The following is a 21935-nucleotide window of genomic DNA, read 5'->3' on the forward strand; positions in this document are numbered from 1 at the left end:
CCGGGAGGGTGTCGTCAGCGGCGGGGGTAGGAGTGTGTCAGCAGCAGCTTGCCCTTGGCCTCGGGGGCGCTGCCCACACATGCCGCATCGACCACGTACGCCTGGACCTGAGTGCCGTCGACGAGGTGCGGGAGGACGACGAGATAGGCGCGGCTGCCCTGGTAGGTGCCCTGCTCGGCGGCCAGGGCGGCATCGGTACGTCCGGTCCCCTGCTGGATGCAGGGCGGCACCACGGCCTTGGGCTGGAGGAGGGGCGTGTTCTCAATACTGCGGTTGCTGGTGGAGCCGCCGTCCCGCCGGGCCGGGGACTCCTGGGTCGTCGGTTCGGAGGCGAGGAGTGCTTCCACCCGACGAGGCAGAGGCGTGTCGGAGAACTCGTTGCTGCCGTCCCCTGCGGAGGCGCTGACCTCAGAGCGGGCCTGCTGGTCCGCGCTGCTGTCCGTGGTGGCGGAGTCCTCTGTCTGGAAGAACAGCACGCCGACGCCCAAAGCGGCGCATCCGAAGACGGCGCCCAGGATGGCGGTCCGCCGGCGCCGCCGCTCTGCCGCCTTGCGACCGGGGCCGGTGGACGCCTTCGGGTGACCGGCGGGGCGAGTGGTTCGTACGGGCTGCCCGACGGCCTCCGTGGACGTGGCGGTGACCCGTACGGACTCGGAGGGGTCGGTCGACTCGCTGGATGTTTCACGTGAAACATGCGAGGTGGAGGCGCACGGCCCTTCGGAGGCAGAGGCGTCGGGCACGCCCGACACCTCATTGCCGGGCGCTGTTGACTGGAGCAGCGCTTCCGCCGCGAGGGCGGCGTCGATACGGCCGGCCACGTCGGCCGGCATCAGCGGAGGGCCGGGCATCGTGCCGAGCAGCCCCTTGATCTCCGTCAGAGAGTCATGGACATCGGCGCAGAGGGGACAGCCGTCGAGATGATCCTTCAGGTCAGCGGCGCGGGACGGTGAGAGCAGACCCTCGGCCAGATCCGAGATTTCCGAGACATCCGGGTGCTGAGTCGTGTCGGTCGTCGATGTCACGCGCGCCCACCTCCGCCCTTCACTGCGGCAGGATCGCTCGGTCCTGCGTCCTTCGGCCCTGATGCCGGTGGGACGGATGCCCCCGGCGTCCGGTTCCTTCCCCTGTCGAGACGGCCACTATCCCCGGTGTCTCCTCTGAGATGTGCGAGCAAAGGCAGCAGTTTGGCCCGGCCGCGGGCGCAACGGCTTTTCACCGTTCCGGTGGGCACGCCCAGGACATCGGCGGCTTCCGCCACCGGGTAGCCCTGCATGTCCACCAGTACCAGGGCGGCGCGTTGATCAGGGGGAAGTGTGGCCAGCGCAGCCAATAGCTGGCGATGCAGATCCTGCCGCTCGGCGGGCGCCTCGGCCGACTCCTGGGGCTCGAGGAGCTGCTCCAGCCGCTCTGTGTCGTCCACGGGAGACGTTTTCCGGGAAGCGGCTTTGCGGGCCCGGTCCAGACACGCGTTGACCGTGATCCGGTGGAGCCAGGTGGTCACGGCGGACTGGCCACGAAACGTATGGGCTGCCCGGAATGCGGAGACGAGCGCGTCCTGGACGGCATCGGCTGCCTCTTCCCGATCGCCCAGTGTGCGCAGTGCGACGGCCCAGAGCCGGTCCCGATGACGCCGGACCAGCTCACCGAAGGCATGCGGATGGCCCGCCACATGAGCGCCCAAGAGATCGTGATCGCTCGCATCGCCGAGAGCGGCATCGTCCAACGGTGGCCCCCTCCCCTGTTCCGGTCAGCTGGTGACCTGGATCTCCGAGACCTTCCCGCGATAATTGCCTCCCGGTTCCGAGGGAAGGTCGGTCAGCCAGACGAGAACGTATCGCGTCTTGAGCTCCTTGCCGGGCTTGAGCGCGACTTTCTCACCGGATCCCTCGGCAACCTTGGAAAAGGCGTCCAGAGTGGTCGGCTCGGACTGGGTGTCCGCGGACGCGGCCCTCAGCTCCACGCCTGTCGTGCCGCCCAGGAACGAGACATCCACTGTGCCGACCTGCTGGACCTTGCCGAGATCGAGAATGATGCCGACACCGGGCTTGAGGCGGCCGAAGTCGGAGCTGAAGTAGGCGCTCGTATGCCAGGAGGTGCTGGGATCGCCGTCATAGGCCTTCTGGAGGTCTTCGGGGTTCTCGGACTGGTCCTGGCCGAGGGGGTCGAAGTCACGTGCATTGACGATCTTGATCGGCTTGCCGGGCTTCGTCGCCGACTTGTCGTCGTCGTTCTGGGTGCTCTGCTGCGTGGGAGTCGGGTCCGCGGACTCGTCGCGGTTGAGGACATGGTCGGCGACCTGCCAGCTGCCGAGGCCCAGCGCGGCGATCAGGAGCGCGGCCACGGTCCACTTCAGGGCCTTGCCCGTGCGGCTCTGGAGCGGCGGTGGGGGAACCACCACCGGAGGAATGACGGCTGTGCGCGGCAAAGTCTGCGGCTGCCCGTACGTGCCCTGCTGGTAGGTGGTGCGCTGGTAGTCGGGCGGGGCGGTGAAGGCCGGCTCGGGGGGCCGGACGCGCGGCATCTCCGCCACCGCCGCCGCCAGCTCGTCCGGCGTGGTGCACGGCGGTTCCTGGCGGGACGCGGTGGCACCGTCATTGACCAGGGCCCGCATGGCGAGTTCCGAGAGGCCGCGATGGACCCCGGCGCGCACCTGGTCGGGGGCGATCAGGCCCACGTCCTTGGGAAGGCCGGAGAGCCCGTACGCATCCGTCTCGTACGGCCAGCGTTGCGTGAGCGCGGCGTAGAGCAGCGCGCCGATCGCTTCCGTGTCGGTGCGCTGGGGCCGGTCGGCGCGGATCCCGCGCAGCGCCGCGTTCACGGCGAGGCCCCGGATGCGGTACTGACCGGTGGAGGTCCGCAGGACCGCTCCCGGGGTCAGCCGCAGATGGGCGAGTCCCTCGCGATGGGCCGCGGTCATGGCCTGGGAGACCTGGCTGACCAGTTGGTAGGCGTCGTGGGCCTCCAGCGGCCCCGCGGCGAGGAGGGCGGTGAGTTCGACGGCGTCCGGCAGCCACTCGTGGACGACGTAGACGAGGTCGTTCTCCTCCACGGCGTCCAGGACCTGGACGAAGCGAGGATCACCGAGCAGGGCGGCGGACCGGGCGGCGGCCAGGACGGAGCGGGCCCGCGGATGGTCGGACGGGAGGATGTGCACCCCCACGGCCCGGCGCAGTTTCTCGTCCACGGCACGCCAGCTGCTGAATCCGTCCAGACGGGTGACGCACTCTTCCAGGCGGTAGCGTCTGGCGAGCTTGTGGCCGCTGTGCAAGTCGGGCTCCGTGCCCCCCGAAGCGGCATCCTGACGTTCGCTGCCCGCGGCAGCGCCGGATGTGTCCGCGGCGTCCTGGGCCTTCGCCACGCCGTCGGTCGTGGCCTTGGCCGCCTTGGCAGCCGACGGTTTCTCACCGCTGTTGTCGGCCACGTCGACGGCAGCCGTGCTACGTTCCGCCACCGTCGCTCCTGCCTCCCCATCCGTTGCGAACAATCTAAACGCCTAGCCAATTGTGCCCACAGTCGGACGCTATGCACGACACACGGCGACCGGCGATGGTTGCCTCCGGTGGCCCCGCTCTAGCGCCCCAGACGGCCCCGCACCATTCCGACCAGGGCGTTGAGTTCTTCGATCCGCATCTTCTTCGCCGCGACGAAGAAGATACCGAGCAGAACGACAGACCCTCCGACCAGTGCCAGCACCGAGCCGAGAGCACCGCCGCTGACGTGGTTCAGCACGAGATAGGCGACCGCGCCGGCTCCGAGGGCCCCGGGAACGCACGCCAGGCAGAGCCGGGCGTAGGTGCGCAGCACGCGACCTCCGTCCAGATCGCCGCCCAGCCGGTTCCGCAGCCGCCGCCAGGCGATGCCGACACCGACCGCGTAGGCCAGTCCGTACGCGGCGGCCATGCCGACCACGGCCCAGCGGGAGGGCAGCACCAGGTAGGCGACGGCGGACGCGGCGGCGTTCACGGCGGCAACGATGACCGTGTTGTAGAAGGGGGTCCGGGTGTCCTCGTAGGCGTAGAAGCCGCGCAGCACGACGTACTGCACGGAGTACGGGACCAGTCCGAGGGCGAAGGCCATCAGGATGAAGCCCATCGAACGCGCGGAGTCCAGGCCGCTGGAGGAGAACATCAGGATGGACAGCGGCACACCGAGCGCGAGGAAGAGGAAGGCGATCGGGACGATCGCGACCGCGGAGTTGCGCAGCCCCTGGGAGATGTCGTCGCGCACCGCGCCGGAGTCGCCGTCCGATGCGGACCGGGAGATGCGGGGCAGCAGCGCGGCCATGACCGAGACGGTGATGATGGCCTGCGGCATGCCCCAGATCAGCTGGGCGTTGCTGTAGGCGAGGATGCCGGTGCCGTCCTCGCCGGACGCCTTTCCGGCGGCGGTGGCGAGCTGGGTGACGACCAGGACACCGGCCTGGTTGGCGAGAACGAAGAGCACGGTCCACTTGGCGAGCTTGACCGTCTTGCCGAGCCCGTGGCCCTTCCAGTCGAACCGCGGGCGGAACCGGAAACCGGTCTCACGCAGGTAGGGCATCATCGCGAGCGCTTGGACGGCCAGGCCCAGCAGCGTGCCGATGCCCAGGAGCCGGACGCCCTCCGGCGGGATGGTCCGGACGGTCATGCTGGAGTCGGCGGCGGTGCCGTACACCCAGATGAACAGCCCGAACGTAGTGATCATGACGATGTTGTTGAGGACCGGGGTCCACATCATCGCGCCGAACTTCCCACGGGCGTTCAGGATCTGGCCCATCACGACGTGCACGCCCATGAAGAAGATCGTGGGCAGGCAGTAGCGGGCGAAGGTGACCGCTACGTTGTTGGCCGCCGGATCACCCGCGATCGTGGGTGACATCGCGTGCACCAGCAGGGGTGCACCGAAGACGGCGAGGGCGACGATCGCGCCGAGCGCCACCATGACGAGGGTCAGCAGCCGGTTGGCGTACGCCTCGCCGCCGTCGTCGTCGTTCTTCATCGACCGTACGAGCTGCGGTACGAAGACGGAGTTGAGGCCGCCTCCCACGGTGAGGATGTAGATCATCGTCGGGAGGGTGTAGGCGACGGTGAAGGAGTCGCCGAGCAGTGCCGCGCCCAGCGCGGCGGTGATCACCAGGCTCCGTACGAAACCGGTGAGCCGGGAGACCAGCGTTCCGGCCGCCATCACGGCGCTGGACTTGAGCAGTCCCGCGGCCTTGCTCTGCTTCTTGGCGGGAGGCGGCGGCGCCGCGGGCTCCGGCTCCGGCGGGGACAGCACCTGGCCGGTGCCCTGCTGGTCGCGGTAGAGATGGGCGAACGCGTCCGGGGAGGGGCCCTCGTCGCCGGCCCGCGAGACCAGGTCGTCGACGCCTGTGTACTGGGTGGTGTGCGGGTTGTCGCCGTAGGGGAGGCGGGAGGGGCCGGCGGGCTCGGGGGGCGGCGTCTGGGCCCACACACGGGGGTCGGGAGCGTACTGCTGAGCGGGTGGCTGCCGGTACATTTCCCGCGCGTCCGGATAGGTGCCCGGCGGGGGCGGGGGGTGCGAGGCACGGTCGTACAGAGCCTCGGTCACCGGGTCCTGTGCGGACAGGTCCTGTGCCCAGTACGGGTCCCGGCTGTAGGCATCCTGCACGTAGGGATCCTCCGCAGGCTGCGAGGAGGGCGGAACCTGGCCTGCCGGATCGCCGCCCGCGCCCTGCCCGCGGTCACCGTCGTACGGCGCTTTCATGGTCAACCCCACCTCATCGTCCCCGGCCACCGGCCACGACATCGCTCAACGGTCCACTTTCTCACCCGCGCCCGACGCGTCCGCGCTTTCCGGTCCGGTGTCCGGTGTCGGGTCACTCGGCTGCTCGGGATTCGTGTCCCTCGCGGTCTGTTCGTCGTCCGTGGACTCCGCCGCCGCCTTACGGGCCACCGCCCGCTTGCGCTGGCTGTACATCTTGACCCCGGCCAGGACGAGCAGCAGCACACCGCCCGCGATGACCAGCATGACGGTGGGCGTGATCTCCGAGACCTTGACCTGGAACGTCATGGGGGCGCCGTAGGGCCGGCCGTCGACCGTGTAGAGCTGTGCGGTCACCTGTACCGGACCGTTGGCGTTGCCTGCCCCGGTGAACTTCACCGACTGGCTGTGCCCGCCGTCGATCTTGATCGGCTGCTCCGCGACCGCTCGGTTGCCGTCCAGCCTGAGCCGCGTGGGGTTGTCGGATTTCAGGCGCAGCACCAGGTTCTGGACACCTTGCAACAGCTGGTTCTGCACGGTCACCGGGACCGTCGCGCTACGGCCGGAGAGGGTGAGGTCGGACTTGGGGATGAGCTGCACCTCGTCGGCGAGACTCAGCAGGTAGTTCTCCACCGCGCCGCGGTACTGCTGCGCGGCCTCCGGGTCACCTCGCCAGGACGCCGACATCGCCCGGTTGATCGCGTTGCTGAAGGGGGCGGCCACCCGGTCCGGGGAACTGAGGATGGCCTTGAAGTTGTCGAGCCGGTCGGTCGTCTGCTTGATCTCGAGGAAGGCGTCGGCCGGCAACTCCTGACCGCGCAGGCTCTTCGGGTAGCGCGCGGCGCTCGGCACCTTGGTGGTGGCCTGGGAATCGGGTTTGGCCGCCGCCGCCTCGATGAGATCGGTCGGCTCCGTCCAGCGCTCGGCGTCCAGACCGCGCAGTGCGCGTGCCATGGACTGTGCCTGGGCGGCCGTCGGCATCCGCTGCGGGGCTACGACGATGCTGCGCTCGTTGCCGGGCTGCTGAAGGGTGAGGGCCAGCGACTGGGCGAGGAACTTCTGCACGGCGAGGGTGGAGCTGCCCGCCTCCGTCATGTCGCCCTGGAATGCGGTGGACAGCCGTGTGTCGGCGACGATCGCGGTGGTGCCTCCGCCGATGGGCCGAGCGGCGGTCGCCGTGTACGGCAGGTTGTCCTGGAGGCTGTCGCCTCGGGTGATGATGTTGTGGGCGCCCGCCGAGGTCGCGACATCGACGATCGAGGGATCGATCGCGCCGTCCACCGGCCAGGCGAAGTCGCCCGAGGGCTTCACATGGAGGATGGTCTCCACGGTTTTGCCGGCCACATCGGTGGCGGGCTGAAGGTGGCTGAGCGCTCCGGAGACGTCCTTGCCGCGGTGTGCCAATGAGGCCAGGTCCGGGTCGGCGAACGGAAGCGCCACCACCTTGTGCCCCGCCACCGCCTTCTCCAGGGAATTCAGCCACTGGGCGGCTACGGCCTGGTTCCTGCCCGGCACGGTGGTGTCGCCGTTCCGGACCTGGTACTTGCGTGTCATGGCGTCGGCGGTGGCGATCACGTCGGGGTCGATGACCCAGGTGACGGGAAGCCGGCTGCCGAGCGAGACCATCTGCTCCAGCCGTCCGCCGGGCGCCAGCTCCTCGGCCAGGTCGTCGTTCTCGAAGACCGGCGTCTGCTGGTCGTCGGAACCGGTCTCCGCCGAGAGATGGGCCCGTGAGGTCAGTGGCCACAGAGCGGTGAGCTGGGTCTTCTTCTCCGTGGGGTCGGGCTGCCAGGGGAGGAAGGTGCGCTGGAGGCCCAGCACGCGGCTGTACGGGGCGGCGGCGGTCCGGCCGCTCAGGGAGACGTCCAGCTGGTAGATCCCGTCGTCACCGAGGCCGAGCTTGCCGACCGGTACGGAGAGGGCGAAGTCCTGGGGGACACCGGAGGCGAGCTTGGGAAAGGTCACCTTGTACGAGCCGCCGAGCGGAGCCACATCGCCGGAGGAGTGGTCGGCACGCTCCGCGGCGTCGTCGATGGCGGTCCTGCCGGACAGCCGTGGCCCCACCCGCAGGTCCACCTGAGCGTTGGTGACGGTTTTCTTGCTCTCGTTCGTCACCGTGCCGGAGATGGTGAGGGTGTCGCCCTTCACCGGCGCGCTCGGGTTGAGTGTGTCGAGCGACACATCGACGGTGCGGGAGCCGGTGGCCTCGTTCGCTGTGGGGGCCGCCGAGGCGGCGGGGGCCGTACCGGTCAGTAGTCCCGCCAGCAAGGGGGCTCCGGCGATCAAGGAGGCTGTGCGCCGCAGCCACCGGCGGGCAGGAGATGGACCGATCCCCTGGAAGTCTGCCGCCTCCGCCACGCGCTCGCCCGTCTCTCGTCGTCGTCGGTTGCCATAGGTGGTTGTCGATTGCCGCGTCCACGCATGGTAACGAGACGCGCGGGGGTGAAGTGCTGGGGACCGCCCCACATGATCGGAAGATTCTCATGCTCCGCCGCAAACCCGCGCATCGGCCGTCCGGGCTCGAAACGGGGACGCCGGCGAGGACGGCGGCACGTACCCTTTTCTGTTGTGCCGAACGCCAATGAAGACAATTCCAGTGCACTCAGCCAGGTGCAGCGCCGCGCGGTCAGTGAGCTGCTGAGAGTGTCCCCCGTCGCCGATGAGCTCGCGCGCCGATTCCAGGAAGCCGGATTCGGTCTCGCCCTGGTCGGAGGCTCGGTCAGGGATGCTCTTCTCGGCCGGCTCGGCAATGACCTGGATTTCACCACCGACGCCCGTCCCGAGGACGTTCTGAAGATCGTCAGGCCGTGGGCGGACGCGGTGTGGGACGTGGGGATCGCCTTCGGCACCGTCGGCTGCCAGAAGGACGCACGGGTGGGTGACGCTGATCAGCGTTTCCAGATCGAGGTGACGACCTACCGGTCGGAGGCGTACGACCGGACTTCACGCAAACCGGAAGTGTCCTACGGGGACTCCATCGAGGAAGACCTCGTGCGCCGGGATTTCACGGTGAACGCGATGGCCGTCGCGTTGCCGCAGAAGGACTTCATCGACCCGCACGGTGGGCTGGAGGACCTGTCGGCGCGTGTGCTGCGTACCCCTGGCACGCCCGAGGAGTCCTTTTCCGACGATCCGCTCCGGATGTTCCGTGCTGCCCGGTTCGCCGCTCAGCTGGACTTCGAGGTGGCCCCGGACGTGGTCGCGGCCATGACGGCCATGTCCGACCGCATCGACATCGTCTCCGCCGAGCGTGTGCGGGACGAGCTGAACAAACTGCTTCTCTCGGCTCATCCACGCCAGGGCCTGGCGCTGCTCGTCGACACCGGTCTCGCCGAACGAGTGCTGCCGGAGCTGCCCGCGCTGCGGCTGGAGAGCGACGAGCACCACCGGCACAAGGACGTCTACGAGCATTCGTTGATCGTCCTGGAGCAGGCCATCGATCTGGAGGAGGACGGCCCGGACCTGGTGCTGCGGCTGGCCGCGCTGCTGCATGACATCGGTAAGCCCAGGACCAGGCGATTCGAGAAGGACGGACGGGTCTCCTTCCATCACCACGAGGTCGTGGGCGCCAAGATGGTCAAGAAGCGGCTCTCCGCTCTCAAGTACTCCAACGAGATGATCAAGGACGTCGCCCGGCTGGTGGAACTGCATCTGCGGTTCCACGGATACGGCACGGGCGAGTGGACCGACTCCGCGGTTCGGCGCTACGTGCGCGATGCGGGTCCTTTGTTGAGTCGGCTCCACAAGCTGACCCGCTCGGACTGCACCACGCGGAACAAGCGCAAGGCGAATGCGCTGTCGCGGGCGTACGACGGTCTGGAAGAGCGCATCGCTCGGCTCCAAGAGCAGGAGGAGCTGGATTCCATCAGGCCTGACCTCAACGGCAACCAGATCATGGAGGTGCTGGGCGTCGGCCCGGGGCCGGCGATCGGATCTGCGTACGCGTTCCTGCTGGAGCTGCGGCTGGAGAACGGGCCGATGGAGCATGACGCGGCCGTTGCCGCACTCAAGGAGTGGTGGGCCAAGCAGGGCTGAAGTGGTTCGGGTCATGTTTCACGTGAAACATGACCCGTGCGACGGCGACGCGATCGGGGCGGTGTTTCACGTGAAACACCGCTCTTTTCGTGCCCGGGTAAGGGCGACGGCCACTGCTCCATAGAGGAGCGCGACCGTCACTACGAGCGGAGTCGACCGGCCGTCGGGTGGCAGCATCAGGGCGGCCAGCCCTGCGGCGCCGACGAAGGCGACGTTGAAGAGGACGTCATAGAGGGAGAACACTCGGCCTCGGAAGGAGTCATCCACCGATGTCTGTACGGCCGTATCGGTGGCGATCTTCGCTCCCTGGGTGACCAGCCCGAGGATGAATGCGGCGATGAGTGTAGGCAACGGCGCGAAGGTCAACCCCAAGGCGGGTTCAAGGAGGGCGGCAGTTGTCGCGCAGAGTGCTATCCAGCCGTGTGGGCCGAAACGTCCTCCGCCCCAAGGGGTGATTACTGCGGCTATGAAGAAACCTGCTCCCGAGACAGCGACCGTGATCCCGAGCAGCGCGAGTCCGTCGGCCTCCCGCGTCGTCCAGCCGTACCGGCAGAGCATCAGCATCATCACGGTCAGTGCGCCATAGCAGAAGCGCATCACCGTCATGGCGGCCAGCGCCTGAGCAGCGGCCGGACGCTGTGCGAGGTGGCGCAGACCGCTGGTGAGTCCGTCGGCGGTGGCGCGGAGCGCGGTCCCCAGTCGGGGGCGGCCCGACAGCCGTTCCGGGCCGAGCAGTTCGCGTGCCAGTGTGAGGGAGGTGAAGGCGCCACAGAGATAGAGGACAGCGCTCAGCAGCATGACGGTGGCGTCGGAGTCCACCGTGGTCAGCCGTACGACAAAGGCGACTCCGCCACCCGCCGTCGCGGCCAGCGTGCCCGCGGTGGGAGACAACGCGTTCGCGAGGACGAGACGGTCCTCGTCGACCACCCGTGGCAGGGCCGCCGACAGGCCGGCGAGAACGAAACGATTGACGGCCGTCACGGACAGCGCCGCGACATAGAAGAGCCAGTCGGGTACCGGGGCGAGGATCAGCAACGCCGTCACGCCCGCCAGGAGAGCTCGCAGCAGATTCCCGTACAGGAACACCTGGCGGCGCTGCCAACGGTCCAGCAGCACGCCGGCGAAGGGTCCGACCAGGGAATACGGCAGCAGGAGTACGGCCATGGCGGAGGCGATCGCGGCGGCCGAGGTCTGTTTCTCGGGTGAGAAGACGACATACGCGGCGAGCGCGACCTGGAAGACGCCATCCGCTCCCTGGGAGAGCAGTCGGACCGCGAGCAGCCGACGGAAACCGCCGAGGCGTAGCAGCACGCGCAGATCACGCACGACAGGCATGTGAGTCAGCGTCACATACGTCGGGTCGGGAGATGCGAGAAGGGTCGTCGGACGGACGGTCCGACGACCCTTCTCGTAGAGGCGTGCGGCTCAGGCAGCGACGAACTCCCGGCCGTCTCCTGCCTTGTCCGCGTGTGTGTCCTTAGCGGTCGACCTCGCCCTTGATGAACTTCTCGACGTTCTCACGGGCCTCGTCGTCGAAGTACTGCACCGGCGGGCTCTTCATGAAGTACGACGACGCGGAGAGGATCGGCCCGCCGATCCCGCGGTCCTTGGCGATCTTCGCCGCACGCACGGCGTCGATGATGACACCCGCCGAGTTCGGCGAGTCCCAGACCTCGAGCTTGTACTCCAGGTTGAGCGGGACGTCGCCGAAGGCGCGGCCCTCCAGCCGGACGTAGGCCCACTTGCGGTCGTCCAGCCAGGCGACGTAGTCCGACGGGCCGATGTGGACGTTGTCGGCCCCCAGGTCACGGTCGGGGATCTGAGAGGTGACGGCCTGCGTCTTGGACACCTTCTTGGACTCCAGGCGCTCACGCTCGAGCATGTTCTTGAAGTCCATGTTGCCGCCGACGTTCAGCTGCATCGTGCGGTCGAGGACGACGCCCCGGTCCTCGAAGAGCTTCGCCAGGACCCGGTGCGTGATGGTCGCGCCGACCTGGGACTTGATGTCGTCACCGACGATCGGGACACCGGCCTCGGTGAACTTGTCGGCCCACTCCTTCGTGCCGGCGATGAAGACCGGGAGCGCGTTGACGAACGCGACCTTGGCGTCGATGGCGCACTGCGCGTAGAACTTCGCGGCGTCCTCGGAACCGACGGGGAGGTAGCAGACGAGCACGTCGACCTGCTTGTCCTTGAGGGTCTGGACGATGTCCGCCGGCTCCTCGGCGGACTCCTCGATCGTCTGGCGGTAGTACTTGCCCAGACCGTCCAGGGTGTGGCCGCGCTGCACGGTGACGCCCGTGGACGGGACGTCGCAGATCTTGATCGTGTTGTTCTCACTGGCGCCGATGGCGTCCGCCAGGTCGAGCCCGACCTTCTTGGCGTCCACGTCGAAGGCGGCCACGAACTCGACGTCCCGGACGTGGTAGTCGCCGAACTGGACGTGCATCAGCCCCGGGACCTTGGTCGCCGGATCGGCGTCCTTGTAATACTCGACGCCCTGCACCAGTGAGGCGGCGCAGTTACCCACGCCGACGATGGCTACGCGAACCGAACCCATTCCGCATGCTCCCTGTGTCTCAGTGTTCGTGACGAGACCCTGCGGACGCGCAGGACCTCACTTGGCGGTGTCCGCGGACGGATCCGGCGGGCCGGTACGCCCCGGAGGCGTGCCTCCGGAAGGCTCGGCGTCCCGGTGCCGGGGCAGGTCGCCCGCTTCTCCGGATGTGCTTTTCCGCGTGGCGGGGGGTGCGGACGGTGACTGCCTCTGGTCCCGTCCTGCCCGCTCGCTCTCGATGAGCTCGTTCAGCCAGCGCACCTCGCGCTCCACGGATTCCATGCCGTGCCGCTGCAACTCGAGGGTGTAGTCGTCGAGCCGCTCGCGCGTACGGGCCAGAGAGGCGCGCATCTTCTCCAGCCGCTCCTCCAGCCTGCTGCGGCGGCCCTCCAGCACACGCATCCGCACCTCGCGCTCCGTCTGCCCGAAGAAGGCGAAGCGGGCGGCGAAGTGCTCGTCCTCCCAGGAATCCGGGCCGCTGTTCGACAGCAGCTCCTCGAAGTGCTCCTTACCTTCCGGCGTCAGCCGATAGACGATCTTCGCGCGGCGCCCCGCGAGTGAGGCGGCGCGCGCGTCCTCGGGAGCGCTGCCCGGCTCCTCGATCAACCAGCCGTTGGCGACCAGCGTCTTGAGGCAGGGGTAGAGCGTCCCGTAGCTGAAGGCGCGGAAGATCCCCAGTGAGGTATTGAGCCGTTTACGCAGCTCATAGCCGTGCATCGGGGACTCGCGGAGGAGGCCGAGGACGGCGAACTCAAGGATGCCCGAGCGTCTGCTCACGTCCGGCCTCCTCGTCGGTCCACGGCTGTCATCTCGTGCTGATGTATCGGATCGATACATCCAGACGATAGATCGGACCGGCAGCCGCGACAAGGGAGGTCATCGTGAACGGCGTCACATCATTAATTCTCTGTAGGCAACTTGCCTGATTTGGGGTGAACTTGCGCACTAGTAGGGTTTTGGCCGTGCGTAGTCTGTGCGGCATGCAGACCACCGGGAACCGAGCGACGCCGCCGCGCGTCAAGACTGTCGGCTTACCGGATGCATGGCGGATGAGCCCCGCGCGGGGCCCGTCCGTATTCATTTCGGGGGGACCGGAACTCAACTGCCGCTTCCAGGCGTGCACGCCTGCCCGAGGAGTAGTCGTTCGATGAGCGAGCACCGTCGCAAACCACCACAGCCACAGGGTGGTGGACGTGCCGCGGCGAGACGTGCGGCCCAGCAGCCGTCAGGCCGTCGCGGAGCGTCTTCCCGCGAAACCGTCACGGAGTCGCACTCGGGTGCGCCCGGCGAGGAGCGCCCGTACAGCAGCCGAGCCGAAGCCAGACGAGCGGCCCAGAAGGGTGGCCGGGGGCGCGCTGCGCCGTCAGGCAAGAAACGCCTGATCGACTACCCGAGATACGGCAAGTACGGCTGGCGGCGCTGGGTGCCGTCCTGGAAGCAGGTCGCCGCGCTCTCCATCGCCTTCCTGGGGTCGCTGCTCGCGGCGGGCTCGGTCGCGTACGCCCTGGTGGGGGTCCCCGACCAGAACCTGGCGTCCAAATCCCAGAACAACGTCTACTACTGGGACGACGACTCGCCGATGGTCTCGGCGGGCAGTGGTCCCAACAGGCAGAACATCCCGATCAGCCGTATCCCGAAGGCGATGCAGGACGCCGTCATCTCGGCAGAGAACAAGACCTTCAGGGACGACCCCGGCGTCGACTTCAAGGGCATGGGCCGCGCCGTCTACAACATGGCGATGGGCGGCAACACCCAGGGCGGTTCCACCATCACCCAGCAGTTCGTGAAGAACGCACTCCTCGGTGACCAGAGCCAGACCCTCAGCCGTAAGTTCAAAGAGTTGTTCATCTCCATGAAGGTGGGCAACGAGATGGAGAAGAACGAGATCCTCGAGGGGTACCTCAACACGTCCTACTACGGACGTGGGGCCTTCGGTATCCAGGCCGCCGCCCGTACGTACTACGGGAAGGACGCGGACGATCTGAACCCGAGCGAGTGCGCCCTGCTCGCCACGGTCCTCAAGGGTCCGACCTACTACGACCCGGCCGGTGCCCCGTCCCTCGACCCCCGGGCCACCCCCGAGAGGAACTACGAGAACGCCACGAAGCGCTGGAAGTGGATCCTCGGCGAGATGGTCAACGACGGCAAGCTCGACCGCTCCGAGCTCGCCAAGTACTCCGAGTTCCCGATGCCGAAGCAGCAGAAGCAGAACCAGGGGCTCGGCGGTCAGACCGGCTACCTGGTGGACCTGGCCAAGGCGTACTTCATCAACAACAACGACCAGGGCATCACGGAGAAGGAACTCGCCCAGGGCGGCTACGAGATCCACACGACCTTCAACAAGAAGAAGGTCGAGCAGCTCACCAAGGCCGTCAAGAAGGTCTACGACGCGAACATCGACCCCAAGAAGCGCCCGGACACCGACACGCACGTCCAGTTCGGTGGTGCGTCGGTCGAGCCGTCGACCGGGAAGATCGTCGCCATCTACGGCGGGACGGACGCCACCAAGCACTTCACGAACAACGCGGACCAGACGGGTGCCCAGGTCGGATCGACCTTCAAGCCGTTCGTCCTGGCGGCGGCGATGGAGAGCGGGGTCCGGGATCCGAATCTGGGACCGGTGCAGAACAGCGACCAGCGCACCCAGATCTCGCCGGACAAGACCATCTACGACGGCGACAACAAGCTGAAGATCAAGAACTACGACGGGTCGATCTGGCGGAACGAGGAGGACAAGGAGTGGCTGCAGGTCAATGACGGCGACAAGGACTACGGTCCCATCGATCTGCGCTACGCCATGCAGGAGTCGGCCAACTCCCCCTTCGTCCAGCTGGGCATGGACGTCGGCATCCCCCAGGTGAGGGACGCGGCCAAGAAGGCCGGGCTGTTGGAGAGCTCCCTCGTCGGTGGCGAGGTGCCGTCGTTCTCGATCGGTATCTCCGACCCCAGCGCCATCCGGATGGCCGGGGCCTACGGCACGTTCGCCGCCAGCGGGGAGCAGCGCGACCCGTACTCCGTCACCAAGGTGGAGGCGAGCGGCAAGGTCGTCTACGAGCACGACGAGAAGGCGAACAGGGCGTTCACCTCGGCGGTCGCCGACAACGTCACGGACGTGCTCAAGACCGTGGTGGAGAAGGGCACCGGTAAGAACGCGCGACTTGAGGGCCGTGAGGTCGCGGGCAAGACCGGTACCACCGACGGCAACAAGTCGGCGTGGTTCGTGGGCTACACCCCACAGCTGTCGACGGCGATCGACATGTACCGGATGGACGACAACGCCGAGAGCAAGAACCGCCAGTTCCTGAAGATGTTCGGCACGGGTGGCCAGGACAAGATCCACGGTGCCTCGTTCCCGTCCGACATCTGGCACGACTACATGGAAGAGGCGCTGAAGGGCGAGGAAGCCATCCCGTTCCCGGAGCCCGAGGAGATCGGCGAGGCCTACAACGGCAAGGGCGTGTCCCCGTCGCCGACGGAGACCGAGGAGTCGCCGTCGCCGTCGGAGAGCGATGAGAAGGACGAGGAATCGCCGTCGCCGACGGTGACCGAAGAGGAGCCGGACAACGAAGGGCCGTCGCCGTCGAACTCCGACGACGTCTGCACCAATCCCTTCGGCTGCCCCGACGACGGCAACAACCAGGGCAACCAGAACGGCGGGCCGGGCGGTGGCGGACCGAGCCCGTCGGGGACGCCGACCGGCGAGGCGACCGAGGAGAACGACAACGGGTTCTTCGCCGGGGCAGGAGGCTAGTGCTCCTCCCGGCACCAGCACTCCGGTGTGAGGCGCCGGCGAGCTCCTGAGCTCGTCACGAGGGCCGTCGCACCGTACGCGCACAGTGGCTGTGTACGTACGGTGCGGCGGCCCTCAGCCGTGTTCATGGGCGCGTACGGCAGGATGGGCGGCATGCCGAGCGCAGACAAGACAACCGTGCACCAGGACCGGTCGGTCGTGCCGCCCACACGGCGGGACGAGATCGCCGCCGCCGGCAGCGAGCTGATCGGCGGACCCGCCGGGCGCTGGGCCTGGTCCGGCGGCGGGCGGCTCACGCCCGTCAAGGTGGTCGCCCTGGTCGCGATCGGGATGTTCGCGCTGGGCATGGTCCAGAAGGCGCCCTGCTACAACTGGGCCTGGTTCCGGGGCGCCAACTCGCAGTACACACACGCCTGCTACTCGGACATCCCTCATCTCTTCCTGGGGCGTGGCTTCGCCGACAACCTGGTCCCGTACTTCGACCGGCTGAGCGGCGACATGGAGTACCTGGAGTACCCGGTGCTGACGGGGCTCTTCATGGAGCTGGCCTCCTGGCTCACCCCGGGCGGCTCCATCCAGTACCGCGAACAGATGTACTGGATGGTCAACGCGGGCATGCTGATGATCTGCGCCGCGGTCATCGCGGTCTGCGTCACCCGGACCCACCGGCGCCGCCCCTGGGACGCCCTGCTGGTCGCCCTCGCGCCCGCCTTCGCGCTCACGGCCACCATCAACTGGGACCTGCTGGCCGTGGCGCTCACCGCCGCCGCGATGCTGATGTGGTCACGCGGCCGGGCTCTCGCCTTCGGCGTCCTCATCGGGCTCGCGACGGCCGCCAAGCTCTATCCCGTCCTGCTGCTGGGGCCGCTGTTCGTGCTCTGCTGGCGGGCGGGGAGGTTCCGGGAGTACGGGGCTGCCCTGCTGGCGGCGGCCGGCTCGTGGCTCGCGGTGAACCTGCCGGTGATGCTGCTCGCGCCCGAGGGCTGGAAGAAGTTCTACACCTTCAGCCAGGAGCGGCAGATCGACTTCGGGTCCTTCTGGCTGATCATCACGCAGCGCACGGGGAGATCCATGGAGGTCGGCGCCGTCAACGCCTACGCCATGCTGCTCATGCTGCTGGCGAGCGCGGGCATCGCGGCGCTGGCGCTGACCGCTCCGCGCAGGCCGCGCTTCGCTCAGCTCGCCTTCCTGATCGTCGCCGCGTTCATCCTCACCAACAAGGTCTACTCGCCGCAGTACGTGCTGTGGCTGGTGCCGCTGGCCGCCCTGGCCAGGCCGCGCTGGCGGGACTTCCTGGTCTGGCAGGCGTGCGAGGTCCTGTACTTCCTCGGCATCTGGATGTACCTGGCGTACACGAACGGCGGTGACGAGCACAAGGGACTGCCTACCGAGGGCTACCAGCTCGCCATCGCGCTGCACCTGCTGGGCACGCTGTACCTGTGCGCGCTGGTCGTACGGGACATCCTGATGCCGGAGCGGGACGGCGTACGGAGAGACGGCTCGGACGATCCGTCGGGCGGTGTGCTGGACGGGGCGGAGGACGTGTTCGTACTCGGGCAGGCGGCCGGCCACGACCGTCACGTGGCGCAGACGGAGCGGGGGCCGCGGGTCGAATGGGGCGCCAGGCCGCCTGGGGCCGCCTGAGCGGCTCTCAGGGCGCGCGGACGGCTCTGACGACATACGGACGCCCTCCGGACGCCGTAGCGCGCGGAGGGCGTCCGTATGTCGTGACCTGAACGGAACGGAACGAGAGCGTCAGCGGTCGACGAGGCGGTCGAACTGTGTCGTCGTGTGCCGCAGATGGGCCACCAGTTCGTCACCGACCCTGGGCTCGTCGGCGTCCGCCGGCACGAACAGGATCGACACCTGCATGTGCGGGGGTTCCGCGAACCAGCGCTGCTTCCCGGCCCACACGAACGGTGACAGGTTGCGGTTGACCGTGGCGAGGCCGGCCCGGGCGACGCCCTTCGCCCGGGGCATCACACCGTGGAGCGCCTTCGGAGCCTCCAGGCCGACGCCGTGCGACGTGCCTCCGGCGACCACCACCAGCCAGCCGTCGGAGGCGGCCTTCTGCTGCCGGTAACCGAAGCGGTCGCCCTTGGTGACCCTCGTGACGTCCAGGACGGAGCCGCGGTACTCGGTCGCGTCGTGGTCGCCCAGCCACAGCCGGGTGCCGATCCGGGCCCGGAAGCGGGTCTGCGGGAACTGCTGCCGGAGCCTGGCCAGCTCCTCCGCGCGCAGATGGCTGACGAACATGGTGTGCAGCGGAAGCCGTGCCGCGCGCAGCCGGTCCATCCAGGAGATGACCTCCTCGACCGCGTCGGAGCCGTCCGTGCGGTCCAGCGGGAGGTGCAGGGCGAAGCCCTCCAGCCGGACGTCCTCGATGGCCGAGTGCAGCTGACCGAGCTCCTGCTCCTTGACGCCGTGGCGCTTCATGGAGCTCATGCATTCGATGACGACCCGGGCCCCCACCAGGGCGAACACACCGTCGACGGATGACACGGAGCGGACGACGCGGTCCGGCAGCGGCACCGGCTCCTCCCCCCGCCGGAACGGGGTGAGGACCAGCAGGTCGCCGCTGAACCAGTCCTTGATCCTGGCTGCTTCATAGATGGTGCCGACGGCGAGCATGTCCGCGCCGAAGCGCGTCGTCTCGTCCGCGAGACGTTCGTGGCCGAAGCCGTAGCCATTGCCCTTGCAGACCGGGACCAGCCCCGGGAACTGGTCGATGACCGACTTCTGGTGCGCCCGCCAGCGCGCGGTGTCGACGTAGAGGGAGAGCGCCATGCCGGTCCGGGACCTTTCTCGTGGCTGCGGTGAGGGAGAGGGTGGGTGGTGTCGTGGGCCGATGTCGTGGCCTCGAGGGCCGTACGGAGATGGTCCACCTTACGGAGGAAGACGCCGGCGGCAAGGAGGTGTGCACCGCGCTCACCGGACGTCCCCGTACCTGTCCGTGAGGACGGGAGGGTGCCCGCCGCCCGATCGGTGCCGGGCCGGCGCCGGGACGGGTCAGCGTCGGGACATGTAGATGTCGAGCGCCTTGTGGAGCAGCTTGTTCAGCGGGAAGTCCCACTCGCCGATGTACTCGACGGCCTCGCCGCCGGTCCCCACCTTGAACTGGATCAGGCCGAAGAGGTGGTCGGTCTCGTCGAGCGAGTCGGAGATGCCACGCAGGTCGTAGACCGTGGCACCCATCGCGTAGGCGTCGCGCAGCATGCGCCACTGCATGGCGTTGGACGGCCGGACCTCCCGCTTGTGGTTCGCGGAGGCCCCGTACGAGTACCAGACGTGGCCGCCGACGATCAGCATCGTCGCCGCCGCCACGTTCTCGCCCTCGTGCCGGGCGAAGTACAGGCGCATGCGGTTGGGGTCCTCCGTGTTGAGGACGCTCCACATGCGCTGGAAGTACGAGAGCGGGCGCGGCCGGAAGTGGTCGCGCTCGGCGGTGATCTCGTACAGCCGCTGCCACTCCGCGAGGTCCTCGTAGCCTCCCTGGACGACCTCGACGCCGGCCTTCTCCGCCTTCTTGATGTTGCGCCGCCACAGCTGGTTGAAGCCCTTGAGGACATCGTCCAGGGAACGGTTCGCGAGGGGCACCTGGAAGACGTAACGGGGCTGTACGTCGCCGAAGCCGGCGCCGCCGTCCTCGCCCTGCTGCCAGCCCATCTTGCGCAGTCGGTCGGACACCTCGAAGGCGCGCGGTTCGATGTGGGTGGCCTGGACGTCGCGCAGCCGCTTGACGTCCGGGTCCTGAATACCGGACTTGATCGCGGCGGCGTCCCAGCGGCGGATGACCACCGGCGGCCCCATCTTCACGGAGAAGGCGCCCTGGTTGCGCAGATGAGCCAGCATCGGCCGCATCCACTCGTCCAGGTTGGGGGCGTACCAGTTGATGACCGGGCCCTCGGGGAGGTACGCGAGATAGCGCTTGATCTTGGGAAGCTGGCGGTAGAGCACCAGACCCGCGCCGACGAGCTGGTCGTTCCTGTCGAACCAGCCCAGGTTCTCCGAGCGCCACTCGGTCTTGACGTCAGCCCATGCCGGGACCTGGCAATGACTCGCCGCGGGCAGGCTCTGGATGTACGCCAGATGCTGCTCTCGGCTGATGGTCCTCAGTGTCAGGCTCATGCGGGGCGCTCCTCGGCAGGTGTGTCCCCATGGATACAGGGGCTCCGGCTCTCGCGCCGAAGCCTACTGGTCCGATGGAGCGCCCCGTTTGGGCCTCCGGCGGAGTGTCCGGAAGGGCGGCGTCCCGCGATCCGGCCGACGCCCCCCGGGGGTCAGCCGATGACCCCGCCGAAGAGACCGCCGTGTGCCATCCCGAGGAAGAACCCGACGGCCGAGGCTCCCAGCCCGATGATGAGGAGGAAGCGTTCCCGGGTGGTCACGGAAATGAACTGGCCGTAAGCACCCGTGAGGATGCCCACCAGACCGGCCCACGAGCTGAGCAGGTGCAGATGGTTGAAGAACGCGGTGAAGAAGGCGAGCAGCCCCAGGACCAGCGTCACCGCCATCAGGGTGTCCTGGAGCGGGTGGCGCTTGCCGTCCGTGGAGAAGAGTGAGGTCGCTGAGTTCGGTCGCATTGCCTGTGCCATGTGGCACCTCCTGGCCGTGCGGGAAAGCGGCGCACCGTAGCGCCGCACACACCCGATGTGTACAGATTGCGTCCGAGCGCGGCCGGATTTCAACCGGAAGGCGGGCTGCGGGTACTCTGTACGTTCTGCACCGGTGTCTGTCCAGGCCCGCCAGGCCCTCAGAGGTCTCATCGCGGGTTCCCGCCATGGTCCACGCTCTGCCGAGCGGGGCTGTCGGTGGTGGCCGGTACCGTTGCGCACGCATCACGACCCTCCTGCCACGGATCGACCGTGGCCGCTGAGTCCGAAGGAGGTGGGTTCCACATGCGTCACTACGAGGTGATGGTCATCCTCGACCCCGATCTGGAGGAGCGCGCTGTCTCCCCCCTGATCGAGAACTTCCTCTCCGTCGTCCGTGAGGGCAACGGAAAGGTGGAGAAGGTCGACACCTGGGGCCGTCGTCGTCTGTCCTACGAGATCAAGAAGAAGCCCGAGGGCATCTACTCGGTCATCGACCTCCAGGCCGAGCCTGCGGTCGTGAAGGAGCTCGACCGGCAGATGAACCTGAACGAGTCGGTCCTCCGGACCAAGGTCCTCCGCCCCGAGACCCACTGAGCCCGCGGCTCAGAATCCACTGAGCCACGGTTCGGAACTCGGGTCCGAGGTTTCCGAGTAGCAGCACAGCAGCCAGAAGCAATCCCCGCCGAGAGGTTCACCCATGGCAGGCGAGACCGTCATCACGGTCGTCGGCAATCTCGTCGACGACCCCGAGCTGCGCTTCACCCCGTCCGGTGCGGCGGTCGCGAAGTTCCGCGTCGCGTCCACTCCCCGCACCTTCGACCGCCAGACCAATGAGTGGAAGGACGGCGAAAGCCTCTTCCTGACCTGCTCGGTCTGGCGGCAGGCGGCGGAGAACGTCGCCGAGTCGCTCCAGCGCGGCATGCGTGTCGTCGTGCAGGGCCGGCTGAAGCAGCGGTCCTACGAGGACCGCGAGGGCGTCAAGCGCACGGTCTACGAGCTGGATGTCGAGGAAGTCGGCCCCAGCCTCAAGAACGCCACGGCCAAGGTCACCAAGACCACCGGTCGCGGTGGGCAGGGTGGCTACGGCGGCGGCCAGCAGGGTGGCGGCGGTGGCGGCTGGGGCGGCGGCCCCGGCGGTGGCCAGCAGGGCGGCGGCGGTGCTCCCGCCGACGACCCCTGGGCCTCCAGCGCACCGGCCGGCGGCCAGCAGGGTGGCGGCGGTGGCGGCTGGGGCGGTGGCTCCGGCGGTTCCGGCGGCGGCTACTCGGACGAGCCCCCCTTCTAGGGCGGGCTG

The 21935-nt window shown here is 68.3% G+C and carries 16 protein-coding genes; 5 read left to right on the forward strand and 11 right to left on the reverse strand.

The window, feature by feature from the left end:
- Positions 1-14: 14 nt before the first annotated feature.
- The 5 genes from IG02_RS0109870 to IG02_RS0109890 all read right to left on the reverse strand — a co-directional run bounded on the left by IG02_RS0109870 (position 15) and on the right by IG02_RS0109890 (position 8061).
- Positions 15-1022 carry an anti-sigma factor family protein gene (locus IG02_RS0109870; protein ID WP_030744346.1) on the reverse strand — a complete coding sequence of 336 codons (1008 nt, stop codon included), beginning with the start codon at positions 1020-1022 and terminating at the stop codon, positions 15-17.
- Entirely contained in the window at positions 1019-1723 is a 705-nt protein-coding gene (gene sigM / locus IG02_RS39040; protein ID WP_078854344.1) for an RNA polymerase sigma factor SigM, read from the reverse strand. Before sigM ends, IG02_RS0109870 begins: the two co-directional genes overlap by 4 nt.
- A 24-nt stretch (positions 1724-1747) precedes the next feature.
- A complete protein-coding gene (locus IG02_RS0109880; protein WP_030744349.1) occupies positions 1748-3451 on the reverse strand; it encodes a protein kinase family protein in 1704 nt (567 codons plus the stop codon).
- 119 nt (positions 3452-3570) lie between these two features.
- Positions 3571-5706, reverse strand: coding sequence for a murein biosynthesis integral membrane protein MurJ (murJ, locus tag IG02_RS0109885; protein ID WP_030744350.1), 2136 nt, complete (start codon positions 5704-5706; stop codon positions 3571-3573).
- A 45-nt stretch (positions 5707-5751) separates the two neighbouring features.
- Positions 5752-8061 carry a DUF6049 family protein gene (locus IG02_RS0109890; RefSeq protein ID WP_030744352.1) on the reverse strand — a complete coding sequence of 770 codons (2310 nt, stop codon included), beginning with the start codon at positions 8059-8061 and terminating at the stop codon, positions 5752-5754.
- A gap of 210 nt (positions 8062-8271) precedes the next feature.
- Between IG02_RS0109890 and IG02_RS0109895 the strand changes: the two genes are divergently transcribed.
- A complete protein-coding gene (locus IG02_RS0109895) occupies positions 8272-9738 on the forward strand; it encodes a CCA tRNA nucleotidyltransferase (protein ID WP_030744354.1) in 1467 nt (488 codons plus the stop codon).
- 66 nt (positions 9739-9804) lie between these two features.
- Here the strand turns inward: IG02_RS0109895 and IG02_RS0109900 are convergent, their stop codons facing one another.
- The 3 genes from IG02_RS0109900 to IG02_RS0109910 all read right to left on the reverse strand — a co-directional run bounded on the left by IG02_RS0109900 (position 9805) and on the right by IG02_RS0109910 (position 13072).
- Positions 9805-11073, reverse strand: a complete 1269-nt coding sequence (locus IG02_RS0109900) for an MFS transporter (protein ID WP_030744356.1) — start codon at positions 11071-11073, stop codon at positions 9805-9807.
- Positions 11074-11215: 142 nt separating this feature from the next.
- Positions 11216-12298, reverse strand: coding sequence for an inositol-3-phosphate synthase (locus IG02_RS0109905; RefSeq protein ID WP_030744358.1), 1083 nt, complete (start codon positions 12296-12298; stop codon positions 11216-11218).
- A 57-nt stretch (positions 12299-12355) separates the two neighbouring features.
- Positions 12356-13072 (reverse strand): PadR family transcriptional regulator, encoded by a 717-nt coding sequence (locus IG02_RS0109910; RefSeq protein ID WP_030744360.1) that lies wholly within the window; start codon positions 13070-13072, stop codon positions 12356-12358.
- 370 nt (positions 13073-13442) lie between these two features.
- On the opposite strand from IG02_RS0109910, the gene IG02_RS0109915 reads away from it, so the two are divergent.
- A complete protein-coding gene (locus tag IG02_RS0109915; protein ID WP_078854345.1) occupies positions 13443-16046 on the forward strand; it encodes a transglycosylase domain-containing protein in 2604 nt (867 codons plus the stop codon).
- Between the two features lie 153 nt (positions 16047-16199).
- Positions 16200-17690, forward strand: coding sequence for a glycosyltransferase family 87 protein (locus IG02_RS0109920; protein WP_030744366.1), 1491 nt, complete (start codon positions 16200-16202; stop codon positions 17688-17690).
- 111 nt (positions 17691-17801) lie between these two features.
- On the opposite strand, the gene IG02_RS0109925 is transcribed toward IG02_RS0109920, so the two are convergent.
- The 3 genes from IG02_RS0109925 to IG02_RS0109935 all read right to left on the reverse strand — a co-directional run bounded on the left by IG02_RS0109925 (position 17802) and on the right by IG02_RS0109935 (position 20641).
- Positions 17802-18833, reverse strand: a complete 1032-nt coding sequence (locus tag IG02_RS0109925) for an alanine racemase (RefSeq protein WP_030744369.1) — start codon at positions 18831-18833, stop codon at positions 17802-17804.
- 222 nt (positions 18834-19055) lie between these two features.
- Positions 19056-20174: a lipid II:glycine glycyltransferase FemX gene (locus tag IG02_RS0109930; RefSeq protein ID WP_030744372.1), complete on the reverse strand. Its 1119-nt coding sequence runs from the start codon at positions 20172-20174 to the stop codon at positions 19056-19058.
- A gap of 152 nt (positions 20175-20326) precedes the next feature.
- Positions 20327-20641, reverse strand: a complete 315-nt coding sequence (locus tag IG02_RS0109935; protein WP_030744374.1) for a hypothetical protein — start codon at positions 20639-20641, stop codon at positions 20327-20329.
- 303 nt (positions 20642-20944) lie between these two features.
- Here IG02_RS0109935 and rpsF point away from each other — a divergent pair, with 303 nt between their 5' ends.
- Positions 20945-21235 (forward strand): 30S ribosomal protein S6, encoded by a 291-nt coding sequence (gene rpsF, locus IG02_RS0109940; RefSeq protein ID WP_006604399.1) that lies wholly within the window; start codon positions 20945-20947, stop codon positions 21233-21235.
- A gap of 103 nt (positions 21236-21338) precedes the next feature.
- Entirely contained in the window at positions 21339-21926 is a 588-nt protein-coding gene (locus IG02_RS0109945) for a single-stranded DNA-binding protein (protein WP_030744377.1), read from the forward strand.
- Positions 21927-21935: the final 9 nt, after the last annotated feature.

This window comes from Streptomyces sp. NRRL F-5135 (assembly GCF_000719775.1).
In the GTDB taxonomy this organism is placed as follows: domain Bacteria; phylum Actinomycetota; class Actinomycetes; order Streptomycetales; family Streptomycetaceae; genus Streptomyces; species Streptomyces hebeiensis.